The organism is Croceibacterium selenioxidans (genome assembly GCF_018599195.1).
Lineage (GTDB): Bacteria > Pseudomonadota > Alphaproteobacteria > Sphingomonadales > Sphingomonadaceae > Croceibacterium_A > Croceibacterium_A selenioxidans.
The window spans coordinates 1,340,551-1,354,863 of sequence record NZ_JAHFVK010000001.1; the positions used below are offsets into that span (position 1 = coordinate 1,340,551).

The 14,313-nt window shown below is 61.0% G+C and carries 14 protein-coding genes and 1 tRNA gene; 6 read left to right on the plus strand and 9 right to left on the minus strand.

The annotated features are described in order from the left end of the window. Positions 1-42: 42 nt before the first annotated feature. Positions 43-1,452 carry an adenosylhomocysteinase gene (gene ahcY / locus KK137_RS06525; protein ID WP_338027992.1) on the minus strand — a complete coding sequence of 470 codons (1,410 nt, stop codon included), beginning with the start codon at positions 1,450-1,452 and terminating at the stop codon, positions 43-45. A 221-nt stretch (positions 1,453-1,673) separates the two neighbouring features. On the opposite strand from ahcY, the gene KK137_RS06530 reads away from it, so the two are divergent. The 3 genes from KK137_RS06530 (at position 1,674) to KK137_RS06540 (ending at position 3,538) form a co-directional block, all read left to right on the plus strand. Beyond that, positions 1,674-2,129, plus strand: coding sequence for a carboxymuconolactone decarboxylase family protein (locus KK137_RS06530; protein WP_214535349.1), 456 nt, complete (start codon positions 1,674-1,676; stop codon positions 2,127-2,129). Then, the gene (locus KK137_RS06535) at positions 2,126-2,980 is read left to right on the plus strand and encodes a sigma-70 family RNA polymerase sigma factor (RefSeq protein ID WP_214535350.1); all 855 of its coding nucleotides are present in this window, start codon (positions 2,126-2,128) and stop codon (positions 2,978-2,980) included. The genes KK137_RS06530 and KK137_RS06535 overlap by 4 nt, the downstream gene beginning before the upstream one ends. Positions 2,981-3,058: 78 nt before the next feature. After that, positions 3,059-3,538: a peroxiredoxin gene (locus KK137_RS06540; RefSeq protein ID WP_214535351.1), complete on the plus strand. Its 480-nt coding sequence runs from the start codon at positions 3,059-3,061 to the stop codon at positions 3,536-3,538. 42 nt (positions 3,539-3,580) lie between these two features. Here the strand turns inward: KK137_RS06540 and KK137_RS06545 are convergent, their stop codons facing one another. The 3 genes from KK137_RS06545 to KK137_RS06555 are packed head-to-tail and all read right to left on the minus strand — an operon-like array spanning position 3,581 to position 7,021. Further along, positions 3,581-4,879: a UDP-N-acetylglucosamine 1-carboxyvinyltransferase gene (locus KK137_RS06545; RefSeq protein ID WP_214535352.1), complete on the minus strand. Its 1,299-nt coding sequence runs from the start codon at positions 4,877-4,879 to the stop codon at positions 3,581-3,583. A 1-nt stretch (position 4,880) separates the two neighbouring features. Beyond that, positions 4,881-5,489: a GTP cyclohydrolase I FolE gene (gene folE / locus KK137_RS06550; protein WP_214535353.1), complete on the minus strand. Its 609-nt coding sequence runs from the start codon at positions 5,487-5,489 to the stop codon at positions 4,881-4,883. Further along, positions 5,486-7,021 (minus strand): phospholipase D-like domain-containing protein, encoded by a 1,536-nt coding sequence (locus KK137_RS06555; RefSeq protein WP_250893605.1) that lies wholly within the window; start codon positions 7,019-7,021, stop codon positions 5,486-5,488. The genes folE and KK137_RS06555 overlap by 4 nt, the downstream gene beginning before the upstream one ends. Positions 7,022-7,241: 220 nt before the next feature. Between KK137_RS06555 and KK137_RS06560 the strand changes: the two genes are divergently transcribed. Then, positions 7,242-9,542 (plus strand): putative bifunctional diguanylate cyclase/phosphodiesterase, encoded by a 2,301-nt coding sequence (locus tag KK137_RS06560; RefSeq protein ID WP_214535354.1) that lies wholly within the window; start codon positions 7,242-7,244, stop codon positions 9,540-9,542. Positions 9,543-9,719: 177 nt separating this feature from the next. On the opposite strand, the gene KK137_RS06565 is transcribed toward KK137_RS06560, so the two are convergent. Both KK137_RS06565 and KK137_RS06570 read right to left on the minus strand, forming a co-directional pair. After that, positions 9,720-9,796, minus strand: a tRNA-Arg gene (locus KK137_RS06565). 45 nt (positions 9,797-9,841) lie between these two features. Beyond that, positions 9,842-10,243: an NUDIX domain-containing protein gene (locus tag KK137_RS06570; protein WP_214535355.1), complete on the minus strand. Its 402-nt coding sequence runs from the start codon at positions 10,241-10,243 to the stop codon at positions 9,842-9,844. A 134-nt stretch (positions 10,244-10,377) separates the two neighbouring features. Here KK137_RS06570 and KK137_RS06575 point away from each other — a divergent pair, with 134 nt between their 5' ends. Both KK137_RS06575 and KK137_RS06580 read left to right on the plus strand, forming a co-directional pair. Then, positions 10,378-10,530: a Flp family type IVb pilin gene (locus KK137_RS06575; RefSeq protein WP_250893606.1), complete on the plus strand. Its 153-nt coding sequence runs from the start codon at positions 10,378-10,380 to the stop codon at positions 10,528-10,530. Between the two features lie 113 nt (positions 10,531-10,643). Then, complete coding sequence (locus KK137_RS06580) at positions 10,644-10,817, plus strand: Flp family type IVb pilin (protein ID WP_214535357.1); 174 nt, start codon at positions 10,644-10,646, stop codon at positions 10,815-10,817. Positions 10,818-10,898: 81 nt separating this feature from the next. On the opposite strand, the gene KK137_RS06585 is transcribed toward KK137_RS06580, so the two are convergent. The 3 genes from KK137_RS06585 to KK137_RS06595 form a co-directional block, all read right to left on the minus strand. Beyond that, on the minus strand, positions 10,899-12,362 hold the full coding sequence (locus KK137_RS06585) for a M48 family metalloprotease (protein WP_420829313.1): 1,464 nt from the start codon (positions 12,360-12,362) through the stop codon (positions 10,899-10,901). A 109-nt stretch (positions 12,363-12,471) separates the two neighbouring features. Further along, a complete protein-coding gene (locus KK137_RS06590; RefSeq protein ID WP_214535358.1) occupies positions 12,472-13,422 on the minus strand; it encodes an acetyl-CoA carboxylase carboxyltransferase subunit alpha in 951 nt (316 codons plus the stop codon). Positions 13,423-13,431: 9 nt separating this feature from the next. Beyond that, complete coding sequence (locus KK137_RS06595) at positions 13,432-14,310, minus strand: tyrosine recombinase (protein ID WP_338028028.1); 879 nt, start codon at positions 14,308-14,310, stop codon at positions 13,432-13,434. Positions 14,311-14,313 lie beyond the last annotated feature (3 nt).

A 14,313-nucleotide genomic window follows, 5' to 3' on the forward strand; every position in this document is an offset into this window, starting at 1 on the left:
CATCGCTTCGCGACAGGGAGGATGGGGTTTCTCGCAGAACCCTTAGTAGCGGTAGTGGTCGGCCTTGAAGGGACCGCTCACTGGCACGCCGATGTAATCGGCCTGGCGCTGGCTCAATTTGGTCAGCTTGGCGCCGAGCTTGTCGAGGTGCAGAGCGGCGACCTTCTCGTCCAGGTGCTTGGGCAGCACGTAAACGTCGTTCTGGTACTGCTCACCCTTGGTGTAGAGCTCGATCTGCGCCAGCACCTGGTTGGTGAAGCTGCAGCTCATCACGAAGCTCGGGTGACCGGTGGCGCAGCCGAGGTTCACCAGGCGGCCCTTGGCGAGAATGATGATCTTCTTGCCATCCGGGAAGGTGACCAGGTCGGTGCCCGGCTTCACTTCCGCCCAGTCGTAGTTGTCGAGGGCGGCGATCTGGATCTCGCTGTCGAAGTGGCCGATGTTGCAGACAATCGACATCGGCTTCATCGCCTTCATGTGCTCGGCGGTGATGACGTCTTCGTTGCCAGTCGCGGTGACGAAGATGTCGCAGCGCTTCACCGCTTCTTCCATCGTCACGACTTCATAGCCTTCCATCGCGGCCTGGAGAGCGCAGATCGGATCGATCTCAGTCACCATGACGCGAGCGCCGCCATTGCGGAGACTGTCGGCAGAACCCTTTCCGACGTCACCGAAACCGGCGACGCAGGCGACCTTGCCGGCCAGCATCACGTCGGTCGCCCGACGGATCGCGTCCACCAGCGATTCCTTGCAACCGTAGAGGTTGTCGAACTTCGACTTGGTGACACTGTCGTTCACGTTGATCGCCGGAAACGGCAGCTTGCCCTGCTTGGCCAGGCTGTAGAGACGATGAACCCCAGTGGTTGTTTCCTCGGACACGCCGTGGATCGCCTGGACCGTCTTGGTCAGGTAGCCCGGCTTGGCCTTGAGGAAGGCCTTGAGCGCGCGGACGAACTCGATTTCTTCGGCGTTGGAAGGTTCGAACAGGTCCTCACCGGCTTCGACACGCGCGCCCCACAGCGCGAACATCGTGGCGTCGCCGCCGTCGTCGAGGATGATGTTGCAAGTGGTATCGTCACCCCATTCGAAGATCTTGCCGACGTAGTCCCAGTATTCGGCCAGGCTCTCGCCCTTGATCGCGAACACGGGAATGCCCCGCGCGGCGATGGCGGCGGCGGCGTGGTCCTGGGTGGAGAAGATGTTGCAAGTGGCCCAGCGTACTTCCGCCCCGAGAGCAACGAGCGTCTCGATCAGAACGGCGGTCTGGATCGTCATGTGCAGCGAGCCAGTGATGCGCGCGCCCTTGAGGGGCTGCGATGGGCCGTATTCCTCGCGCAGTGCCATCAGGCCCGGCATCTCGGTTTCGGCAATGGCAATCTCGGCCCGGCCGTAGTCGGCCTGCGAGATGTCCCGGACGATATAGTCTTTTTCTACGACGGCAGCGGTAGCCACGGTGCAACACTCCTGTGCTTTGGGGTGAAGGCGCAGCCGGGGCTCCATGCCGACGCCGGTATCGCGAACGCACATAGTCCGTCGCGCCGCGCATGGCAAACACGCCTTGGTCGATCCACCCGCTGAACGGGTAGAACGAAGAATTTTCGCCCGCGATGTCACATCCGCGTTGGCTGCCTCGTCAAGGCATCGTCCCTCAAAATGAAATGGATGTGATCATCATGACGATGCGCCTCAATCCCTACACCGCCGCGCCGGAACTCATAAAAGCCTGGCTCGATCATTCGAATCAGGTTGCCGAGAGCGGTCTCGAGAAGCCCTTGGTCGAGCTGGTAAAAATTCGGGCCTCGCAGATCAACGGCTGCGCCAATTGCCTCAATATGCATACGTTTGAAGCGCGTCAGGCTGGGGAGACCGAACAGCGGATCGCTCTGCTAAACGCATGGGAGGAAGCGCCCTGCTACAGTGACCGCGAACGCGCCGCGCTGGCCTGGACCGATCACCTCACACTGGTTGCCACCAAGCGCGCCCCCGCCCCCGTCTATGCCCGACTGGACGAGCTGTTCAGCAAGGAAGAACAAGTGAAACTCACGCTAATGATCAACGTGATCAACGGCTGGAACCGCCTCGCGGTTGCTTTCGAATTGTTCGATCCGGGGTTAGGCTGGAAGGCATGAACGAGACGGTCGCTCAGTTCGAAGCATTAAGGCCGCGGCTGCTCCGCGTTGCCTACCGCATGCTCGGGTCGATGGGCGATGCCGAAGACGTGGTGCAGGACGCGTGGCTACGCTGGCAGGCGGCAGATCGTGCCGTCGTGCGCACGCCAGAGGCGTACCTGCGCCGCGTGGTCACGCGGCTGTGTCTAGATCAGCTCAAATCGGCGCGGGCGCGGCGGGAGGACTACGTTGGAACCTGGCTGCCCGATCCGGTGGTGGAAGCGGAGGAAGAGGACGACGTGACACTTCCGCTCATGCTCGCCCTCGAACGGCTCTCCCCGCTGGAACGCGCGGCCTTCCTGCTTCACGATGTCTTCGGCGAGAGCTTCGAGCAGATCGCAGAGACGCTTGGACGTGATCCCGCCGCCTGCCGCCAACTCGCCCGCCGGGCCCGCGAGCATGTGAGAACGGAAAAGCCGCGCTTTCCTGTCGACCACGCCCACGGGATGGAAATGGCCGAGGCCTTCTTTGCCGCCTCGCGCGAAGGCGACACCGCGCGGCTCGGGACGATGCTGGCCAGCGACGTCGGTTTCTATTCGGACGGTGGCGGCAAGCGGCCAGCCGTGGCCAGAGTGATGCGAGGAGCCGATGAGGTGGCTCGGACTTACGCCGCACTCGCCCGGCTGACGCGCGGGCACAGGGGATCACTGATCCGCTATGCGTATGTGAACGGTCTTCCCGGATACATAACGCGCGAGGCGGACGGCGTGCTGCAGACCACCGCGCTCGTGATCGAAGAAGGCAAGGTCCGGGCAATCTACGTCATGCGCAACCCCGACAAGCTCCAGCATCTGGAAGGTGCACTTCATTAGGCGCTAATTCGTTCGCGGTTGCGCCCCGGGCGGCAGAACCTATGTACGCAGGCGCACTCACACAGGAGAACGGTTCAGATGACAATTTCCAAGGGCGACAAGCTGCCTGACGTGACACTGGTCAAGGCGACCGAGAACGGGCCGGAGAAGGTCCAGAGCGGCGAGTACTTCGCCGGCAAGAAGGTCGCCCTGTTCTCTGTGCCGGGCGCGTTCACACCGACTTGTTCGGTCAAGCACCTTCCCGGCTTCGTCGAGAAGGCCGCCGAACTGAAGGCCAAGGGCGTCGACGAGATCGTCGGCACCGCGGTGAACGATGCCTTCGTGCTCGGTGCATGGAACAAGGCCTCCGGTTCGTCGGACATCACCATGCTGGCGGACGGCAACGGCGATTTTGCCGAAGCGCTGGGCCTGACGATGGACGGCAGCGGCTTCGGCATGGGCAAGCGTAGCCAGCGCTATTCGATGATCGTCAACGATGGTGTGGTCGAAGAGCTGAACGTTGAAGCTCCGGGCGACTTCAAAGTCAGCAGCGCCGAGCACATGCTCGGACAGCTCTAAGTCAATGCAGGGGCGCTCTGCGGAGCGCCCCTCACCTTTCGTTCAGGCGTTTTGCACCCACTGCACGTCCGCGCCGAGCGACACGAAGTTGTCGATGAACCCAGGGTGCGCACGGCGGATCGGGTCTGCATCGAGAATGGTCGACTCACCCTTGATCGAAGATGCGACCATCAGCAGCGCGATAGCGACGCGGATGATGTACGGGCTCGTAACCGTCGCCGGCGCCAATTCATCTCCGCCGAAGGTGATCAGGCGATGTGGGTCGCACAGGAGCGTATGGGCGCCGAACAGCGAGAGTTCGGTGTGCCAGGTGAGCCCGCCCTCGTAGACCTTGTTCCAGAACATCACCGAACCTTGCGCCTTTACGCCAAGCGCAATGAAGATCGGCAAAAGGTCGGCCGGAATGTAGGGCCACGGCGCCGCCTCGACCTTCGTGATGAGGTGCGAGGTGAAGTTCTCCTCGACTACCAGCCGTTTCGGCGCCGCCAGTCGCGACCAGCCTCCTTCGTGCTTCACCTCAGCTCCGAACTTGCCGAACGTGCGGTCGATCAGGTCGAAGTGTTCCGGGTGATTGTTGCGCACCTGGATGTCACCACCGGTTACCGCCGCCAGTGCCAGGAACGTGGCGATCTCGTGAAAATCGTCGATGAAGGTGTAGTCAGCCCCGCCGAGCTTCGTCCCGCCCTCGACCGAAACCATCGACGTTCCCTTGCCGATGATCTTCGCGCCTAAGAGCTCGAGGAAGGTGCACATTTCCTGCACGTGAGGCTCGCAAGCAGCGTTGACGATCTGCGAGGTCCCCTGAACGGTAAGGGCGCTGAGGATGAAGTTCTCGGTCGTGGTTACGGAAGCATACTCGAGCCACATACGCGCGGCCTGTCCCTTGCCGGATGCGCGGAACACGATGTCGTGCCCGCTCTGGCTGACTTCGGCTCCGAACGCACGAAACACGGCGACGTGAGGATCGATCTCGCGCGCACCGAGGGTGCAGCCCTTGACCTCGTGCTCGAGGCGGGCCTCGCCCAGCCGGACGATCAGGCCAGGGATCATCATGATCGAGGCGCGCATGGCTTGCGGCAAGCGGGCATCCGTCCCCTTTGCCACCGTCGAGTGGTCGATCTCGAGGATCTTGACTGCCTTGTCCCAATTCACCTTGGAACCGAGCGTGCCAAAGAACTCCACGATCCGGGAAACGTCGGTGATCTCGGGAACATTGCGCAAGGTGATCGGCGCATCAGTGAGCAAGGTGGCGCACAATACCGGAAGCACGGCGTTCTTATTGGCCGACGGTTCGATACGGCCAGTAAGGGGCTTGCCGCCCCGCACGAGTAGAGCGGTCAAATCAGTATCCCATCAGCTTGAGGACTTCCTGGCGACTCTTGTCGTCGCGGCGGAAGATTCCCATCACCCGGCTTGTTACCATGTTCACCCCCGGTGTCCGCACCCCACGCGCGGTCATGCACGCATGGCTCGCCTCGATCACCACGGCCACGCCCTTGGGCTGCAGCTCATCCCAGATGCACTGCGCGACTTCGGCCGTCAGGCGTTCCTGGATTTGCAGGCGGCGCGCATAGGCGTGCAGCACCCGAGCCAGCTTCGAGATACCCACGACCCGGTCCGTAGGCAGGTAGGCGATGGCCGCCTTGCCTATGATCGGAGCCATATGATGCTCGCAATGGCTCTGGAACGGTATGTCCTTGAGCAGCACGATTTCATCGTACCCTCCGACTTCCTCGAACATGCGGGAAAGGTGGCTGGCCGGGTCTTCGGTGTAACCCTGGCAATATTCCTTCCACGCGCGCGCCACGCGCTTCGGCGTGTCGAGAAGGCCTTCGCGCTCGGGATCGTCCCCAGCCCAGCGAATCAGGGTGCGGACGGCTTCCTGCACGTCCTCCGGTACTGGCGGCTTGCCACGCGGATCGTCCTCATCGGGACCGTCCAAACTGCTCATTGGGGGCGGTACTTCCTCTTCACCCTGGTCATGCCACGGGCCAATAGTCCGCCCTTGCGCAAAAGGCCACGCCTTGGGCGGCGTATCTGGAACATGTCTGCCGGTTCCTCGGGATCGAGCACCTCATTCGCCGCCAGCTTCATCGGCAATTCCGGGAGAGGCTCTGGATGAAACGGTCGCAAGTGTCGGTCCGAATCCCTTCCAAGCCATGCGATCATTTCAGCCATCGAACCCGTTCGTTCGATCAACTCCGCCACCTTTTCAGCCGAGATACCGCAATGCTCGGCCAGCAGCGAATGCCGCAAATCGCGAATCACGTCACCGCAATGCCCATTGGCGGGACGCTCGCAGTCGATGAAGACATCGCATTCGCTATCGAGCCCCATGGAGCGATTGTTGAAGTTCGCCGATCCGACCCGCAGGATTCGGTCGTCCACGATCAGAACCTTGGCATGGACGTAGATTGGCGTTTCTCCTGAATAAGGCGTGTAGATATGAAAGCGGCCCTGCCGGTCGATCTCGCGAATGGCGGCCACGAGTTGCGCTCTTGCGGGATCCATCGCAGCCGCTTCGATCCACCCATGCGCGGTGACAGGCTGGACGATCACCACCTCCGGCGCATTGGCTTCTGCCATTCGCGCTATGATTGCCTCGGCAATGACGCGTGAGGCGAAATATTGGCTCTCGGCATAGATGAAGCGCTGGGCCCGGGCGATGTGCTGCTTGAACAGTTCTTCGATCTCGCGCACGCCCGGATCGCCGTCGTACTCCGGCCTCGTCCGCGCGATCCCTACCTCAACATTCTCGAAATGAGGATCGAGCCCGTCGGGCCAAGCGCTCTCATCTGCGGGCTTGGAGGGTGTGAGACGCTTTCCCCCAGCCCGTAGCCAACGGTTCAGGCCGAGTTCTTCAAGCTCCCCCGCGATGGGGCCCTCGAGCATCATCGTCATGTCGTGCCAGGGGGCGTAGGAAGCTCCATTGGGCGTCGTTCGCCGCGGATCCTGTTCAAGGTGTTCGCAGGTGTCCCAGCGCCCCACCGTCATGTCGATCCCACCGCACACGGCAAGGGCTTTGTCGACCACGACAATCTTTTGGTGATGGCTGCATCCAATCGGATGAATCGTGTCGAACTTGAAGTCGATCCTCCGATTCGGGAACCAGCGGATCAAGTCCAGCACCATCGATCCGCGCACCGCAAACTTGAGGGCGCCCACGCCCCACTTCAGGATCCGAACCTCCAAGCCTGGCCGGTGGCGGGTCAACCAAGGGATGAAGCCGCCCAACCGCGCCGGATAGTCGCGCTTCCAGGCTCTTTGCCACCAGCGCCTGCCATGGGTGAGGTGAACGCGGGTGTCCACGTCCCATCCGATGAGTAGAATCCGTTGCCGTGCTTTGAGCATCGCCTGCTGAGCGAGATCGAAATAGACCTCCGCATCGACGATGAGCCGCACGCGCGATGCCATCGCATAGCGCCACACGCCGGGCTCGATGGAACTGTCGTCGAATTCAGGATCGATCTTCCCGGCGTCCAAGGCCCCTCCGCTTGTGTCATCTCTAAGTTCCACGGCGGCAACAAGCGATAACGGTTCCCGGTTCCGGCTCGGGCAACAAGGTATCACCGCACCGCAGCTTCAAATCTTCCCGCCTCGCATCTTCGACCTGCTGGAATGACCTACCACCCAGGTTGGGTAATCTTAACTTTACCTCGTTAACCCTGAGGGAACTCAAGAAGTTACCAAGGCCCCCGCCCGAGTGCGCACGCTAAATCAGTACATCGACCGTGCGACCGATTCGCTTCTGGGTGCAAGGATGCAGGTTTCACCTGCCATCCGCACTCAACTCGAGGCGGGGCTGTTTGGTTCGGTACCCATTTTCCTCGGTGGAATATTCAACAGCATCGCTGTTGCAGGGATCGCCGTGTGGCGGCAGCCCACCACTCCGTTCTTCATCTGGTTGGCGGTCGAGATCGGCCTGGGCATTGTTCGCCTTCCTGTCCTGCTGGCAGGGCGTCGAGCGCTCAGGAATGGCAGAACTCCACCCAAGACCACGGCGGCCCTCCTTTCCTCTGCTTGGGCCGCCTCGATCGGCTTTGGGGCCTATTTCTCGCTGACGAATCACGACTGGGTCCTGTCCACCATTGTCTGCTTGTCCGCCGCGGCAATGGTCAGCGGTATCTGCTTGCGCAACTTCGGGACGCCGAGATTGGCCGCACTCATGGTGTTTCTCGCCCTCGCCCCGTCGACCATCGCGGGTTTGATCGCGTCGGAGCCGGGCATTGCGATCATTTCCGTCCAGCTACCGGTCTTCATCCTCACCATCTTCTCGGCTTCATTCGTCCTCCACAGGATGATGGTTTCGCAGATGACGGCGCTGAACGATCTCGAGAAGAGCGAGTTCTTCAATCGGATCATTCTTGAATCGAGCCCCGACTACACGCTCATCCTCAACGAGCAGCATGACATCATCTTCTGTAATCGTCCGAACTCCGCCCTACGCGACAGCGACGATCTGATCGGGATTGCCTGGCTTTCCTTGCTCCACCCGTCGGATCAAGCGCTCGGCGAAAAGGCTCTTGCAGCTGTGGTACGCGATGGGTCGGCCAATCTAACGACACGGCGCATCGATCCCGACGGCAGAATGCGCTGGTTCGACGTTATCGCCAGCCGCATCTCCGATGAGTCCGGTCGGATCTTGATCGTCGCGCGTGACATCACCCACCAGAAGCGCTCGGAGGAGCGCGCCTTGTGGATGGCAAGGCACGACCCGCTCACCGGTTTGCCAAACCGAGCAGTACTGCAGGATCAACTCGACGCGATTCTGGAGACAGACCAGCCGGCGGCGGCTTTGCTGATGCTCGACATCGACAACTTCAAGACAATCAATGACACGCTCGGCCATGACGCGGGGGACCGCATGCTCTCGACCTTCGCGGCGAGACTGCAGGCGGCTCTGGGCGAGGACGAACTCGTCGTTCGCCTCGGCGGGGACGAGTTTGCCATTCTGATCTCGGCACGGTCGGACGCCGATGTCTGGAGCGCGGGCGCGCGAATCTACTCGGGGCTTTGCGAGCCTTTCGAATATCAGGGAAGACTGCTCGCTTGCGGCGCAAGCATCGGAGCCAGCCGTTTGGGGTTGGATGGCGGGAATCGCTCCGAAATCATGAAGGCCGCCGACATTGCCCTTTACGCCGCGAAAACCGCCGGACGTGGTCAGCTCAAACTTTTTGAGTCCTCCATGAAGGCGGAGGTGGAAGGTCGAGAGACGATGGTGGCTGCCGCGCTCACGGCGCTGAAGCGCGACCGTGTGATGCCTTTTTTCCAGCCGAAGATCTCGCTTGGCACCTCAAGGATAGTTGGCTTCGAGGCACTGCTACGCTGCACTGGGGTCGATAATCAGGTCCTGGGCGCCGAGGACATCAAGGCAGCCTTCGACGATCCAGCGCTATGCGCCGTCCTGAGCGAGCGTATGATCGAACGCACGCTGGCACAGATCGAAAGCTGGTTGGCGGCCGAAGTGCCCTTCGGCCACGTCGCCATAAACCTTACGGCCGCCGATTTCCGCCGGGAGGGGTTCGTCGAGAGCCTGCTGACCCGAATGAAGCGCAAGCGAATTCCGCCTTCTTGTCTCCAGATTGAGGTGACCGAGACCGTCTTCCTTGGGCGTGGAGCCGGATACGTGGAGGCCGCGCTCAGATCATTGAGCGAAAGTGGCATTTTGATCGCGCTGGACGACTTCGGAACTGGCTATGCGTCGCTCTCACACCTCAGTCAGTTTCCGATCGACTTGCTGAAGATCGACCGCACGTTTGTCCAACAGCTAGGGCAAAGTCCGGAAGCAGGGGCGATTTCCGCCGCAGTCATCAATCTGGGCCACTGTCTGGGAATGCAGATCGTCGCCGAGGGCGTTGAGACCTTGGCGCAGGAGTCTGCCCTGATCGCCCTTGGTTGTGACGTCTGCCAGGGCTTCCTTTATTCAAAGGCCATGCCCGCCGAGGCCGTGCCAATGGTGCTGCTGGGCCAGGACGTCACGCCGCTGCGAGTCCACCGGGCCTGACGGCATCTGCGCTGTTCGTAGCTTCCACACCGGGTTTGCGCGCCATCAGCGCTTTTCCGCTTTGTGCGAAGGGTTCGCCATTCCCGGGCGCCATGAGCGCGTTCAAGACGGATACGTAGCGACATCGCGCCCGACAAAATGCCGCGCGGCCTCAGGTCTGTGACGACGTTTGAGAATTGGCGCGCCCGAAAGGATTCGAACCTCTGACCCCCAGATTCGTAGTCTGGTGCTCTATCCAGCTGAGCTACGGGCGCGCTTGGAGGGCGCCACATAGGGAGGCCTTTCTGGCTTGGCAATAGCTATGATCGGACTTCGGGACACAATCCTTCAAGTAGTGCGCGATCCATCGGGGGCATGGCCAGTTCAGCGGCCTGCGCGGGGCTGAACCAACCCCACGCCTGACCCTCGCGGCCTACTGGATCGCCCTCCCACACGGGGCAATTGTAAAGGAACAGGACAATTCCAGGGCGAACGGATTCGGCTGCCTCCTCCGCAAAGCCCGCCGGTTTCATGCCTTCCAGATCAAGCTGAATCCCGAGCTCCTCGTAGACCTCACGACGAACCGCAAATCGCGGAGTTTCGCCATTTTCCACCTTCCCCCCGGGGAACTCCCAGAGGCCCCCATGACGTTTGTGGGACAAGGCCTGCTGCAACAGCAATCCGCCCGATTCATCGCGGATAGCCGCCGCCACCACGGGCATGAATGTCGGACAATTTTCCACGTTAACCAATCCAATCCATCATTTGTTAGGACAGCGGCGCGATAACGCCGTTCGATCAGACCGATGTCGTGGGGTAACTATCGATGTTCAGGGGCGAACTATACTGCAGAGTATTGCGGGACAACCGCGGCGCAACTGCCATCGAATATGGCCTGATCGTCGCATTGATTGTCATTGCCATCATGGTTTCGCTTAGCTCTCTTTCCGACAGCGGCAACGGCCTTTGGGCCGTCGTCAAGGACAAGGTGGTGTTCGCAACAACCTAGATCTTAGGCTTTTGTCAACGAATGCGAAGTAATGCTGAGACACTTGATCTCTACCTTGGGTCGAAATGGGTAAGGTCAAGTTGGGTACCGAAGACCTAACTTAGGAGACGATCATGAAGTTCTTCAACAAGCTGCTCCGTGACGAGCAGGGCGCCACCGCCATCGAATACGGCCTCATCGCTGCTCTGATCGCGGTTGCCGCGATGGCCGCCATGGGCACCATCGGCACTCAGCTGAACAGCACCTTCACCAAGGTTGGCGGTCAGCTCGAGAACGCGAACAAGTAATCGCAAAAGTCGAGCTTCGGCTCGCGAGATTAAGGCGGCAGGGCGACCTGCCGCCTTTTTCTATTGTCGCCGGTCTTTAGCTCAGCTGCCGCGGACGACGATCTTGTACTTCTCACCCGGCACGACCTGCGCATTGGCTGACAGGCCGTTCAGCACGCGGAAGCGATCCATCTGGGCATCGGAATAGGCCATTCGATTAGCAAGCGACTGAACCGTATCACCGCTGCGCGCGGTGACGACATCGATCCGCCTCGGAATCACTTGCGCCGCTTCTTGCGCCGAAATGCGACGCATCGAATTGTACATCGGGTTGAACACGGCCGCTTGTCCGGCCGGAGCAATCGAGGCGAAATGGTAGGCCTGATTGTTTGCGAACTGATAGGCCACGACGGTCACGTCCACCGCACCCTGGCTGGAATTCACTCGCGATGTTCCGATAAGTGTCTCGAGACCGTTTATGCGGGTCCGCTGCAAATTTTGAGGTGCGAGTTGATTTCGCCCCCCGATCGTCTGGAACGCCTGTCTGACATAGTTCTCGAGATTTCCGTCAAACGCTGCCGTCGTCAGTTGAGCCTGACCACTCTGGCCGTTCACCGAAACCTCAGTCGATCCATTGACCATGTAATAGCCCTGCGGAACGGTGAAGGTCAGCCTTAGGTCCGGATGGATGAAAGTATTTCCCTCAACAACGCCCTGATGGGGATCGTCTCCGTAAATCACGCCATCGATGCGGGTCAAAAACGTGTCCCGATTGGTCACGCCCGTGAGGTTGCCCGCCAAGCTATTGGCCCCCTGGGCTCGGCTTGCCGGATCAGGGTGACTAGAGGCCCATTCGGGAAGGGTTGCATCGCGTCCTGCGAGGCGCGCATCGAGCGCTTCCTGAGCCGCAAGGCTTTGCAGCACCGTCGCCATAGCGTGCGGATCGTATCCAGCGTTGCGCAGATATTGCACACCGAGGCGGTCGGCCTCGGTTTCCTGCTTGCGCGAATATTTAAGCGTCAGCAGTTGCGGCGCGGTCGAGAACACCTGCTGACCAAGTTGACCGAGCGCGTTATTCCCAAGCAGAACGCCCGACAGGATCGAACCGAGCGCTCCAAGCACGCTATTCCGCGTAGCGGCGTTCTGGCGCTGTTTCGAATGGCGAGCGGCAACATGGCCAACCTCATGGCCGAGCACGCCGGCCAATTCCGCTTCGTTGTTCATCAAGGCAACGAGCTGGCGGGTGACGTAAACGTAACCGCCTGGAATGGCGAAGGCGTTGTTGACCGAGCTGTTGAGCAAAGTGACGTTGAACGCCGACGCCGAGTTCGACAGGCCGGATTGGACCGCGATGTTTTGACCCACTTGCTTGATGTAGTCAGCTTGAGGCCCGGTCATCTCTCCGCCGAATTCACGTAGGAGTTCCGGGTGATACTCGGCGCCTTGCTGGGCTTCGGCCGGAGTAATGGCGCTGCCGGCGCGCTGCGCTACAACTGGGGTGGCGCAGATTGAAATAGCGGCCGCACCGGCTAGCGCAGCGCGCCTGAAGCCAGGTTTGAATTTCACGATTATCGGGCTCCTTATTGGGGCAGTGTGCAGCTTATGCCGCGCATTCACGCCACACGAACCCGCTCAAAAAGGCAATGTTCCCGTTTTGCCTCACCAAAAATCGGGACTAACCCTCGGCGCCCATCGTAAGGAAACGTTCCTCGCGAAGACGGAGCAACTCCTGCGGCGTCTTCTGCGACAGGGCATCCAACTCTTCGGAAATCGCGCCACCAAGAGCCACGGCCGCGGCCTGTGGATCGCGATGAGCACCACCGGTTGGCTCTGGTACGATTCGATCGATAACGCCGAGTTGCACGAGGTCCTGTGCGGTCATCTTCATGGCTTCAGCCGCCTGCGGGGCTTTTTCCGCGGTGCGCCAAAGGATTGAAGCACACCCTTCCGGAGAGATCACCGAATAGACCGCATGCTCGAACATTAGTACCCGTTCCGCGCTAGCCAACGCAACGGCGCCGCCGGATCCCCCCTCGCCCACGATCGCCGAAACCATCGGCACCCTGAGCGCGAGGCAGGCTTCGGTCGAGCGAGCGATCGCTTCCGCCTGCCCCCGCTCTTCAGCCTCGACGCCCGGGAATGCGCCGGAAGTATCCACGAGCGTCACGACGGGCAAACCGAAGCGGCCGGCCATCTCCATCAAGCGGATCGCCTTGCGGTAACCCTCAGGCTTTCCCATACCGAAATTATGACGCAGCCGGCTTTCGGTGTCGTTGCCCTTCTCGTGCCCGATCAGCATGACCTTGCGTCCGTTGAGCCTGGCAAGCCCACCCATGATCGCCTGATCGTCTCCGAAATATCGATCGCCGCCAAGCGGGACGAATTCCTCGAAGGCCATCGCGACATAGTCACGAAAATGCGGCCGGGACGGATGTCGCGCAACCTGGGTCTTCTGCCATGGCGTCAGCGCGGCGTACGTTGTCGTGAGCAAGTCGGCACTCTTGCGCTCCAGCTTTGCGAGCTCACTGGACAAATCCACGTCGCCCCCTTCGGACGCGGCGCGCAGTTCAGCGATGCGAGCTTCCAGCTCAGCAACCGGCTTTTCGAAGTCGAGGTAAGAAATCATTTGGACGCGCTAACCGTCCGGCTCGCCGCTCGCAAGAGGATGGCGTTGATTGACCAACGCAACCAGTCGGGCGGCATCGACGTGCGTGTAGATTTGAGTTGTCGCGATATCGGCATGTCCGAGCAGCATCTGCAGCACCCTGAGGTCAGCACCACCTTCGAGCAAATGCGTGGCGAAAGCATGGCGTAACACATGCGGGCTGACTTTCGCGGGATCTATCCCGGTCCTGATCGCCAGGTCCTTGACGAGCTGGAACAGCCGTATCCTGGTCAGATGCTTGCCGCGGGACGGAAAGAGATATCCACCGCCCTGAGGACGCACAGCCAGCCAGCGGGAAAGCGCCTGTCTAGCCCGTGCTGAAACCGGAACCATTCTTTGTTGCGAGCCTTTGCCTGTGACTGTCAGCAACGGCGCATCACGCGGTACGGCGGATAAGGGCAGCGACACCAGCTCGGTCGCCCTCAACCCGGATCCATAAAGCAGCTCGAGAAGCGCAAGCAGGCGTACCGCGTCAGGGCGATCACTCCCTGCTTCCTGTTCGACCCGAGCGAACAGGGCTTCCACCTCGCCATGGGACAATATCTTGGGGAGCGGGCGTCGCGCCGCCGGCCGCGGCAGCGCCGGTGAGGGATCGTCCTCGCGTTCCCCTTCGTCCAACAAGAAGCCGTAGAACTGGCGTAAGGCCGACGCTTTTCTGGAGACCGTCGAGGGAGCAAGGTCAGCCCACGCTTGCCCTAGTCCGTTGAGCGCGGCACGATCAGCGGACGCTAGATCGCCGACAATCTCTTGAGCGCCTTCCAGATCTCGGCGGTAGGCAGCGAGCGTGTTGGCCGCAGCACCCCGTTCGGCCGCCAGCATGGCAAGGAAAGCGTCTATCGCTCCGACGATGGC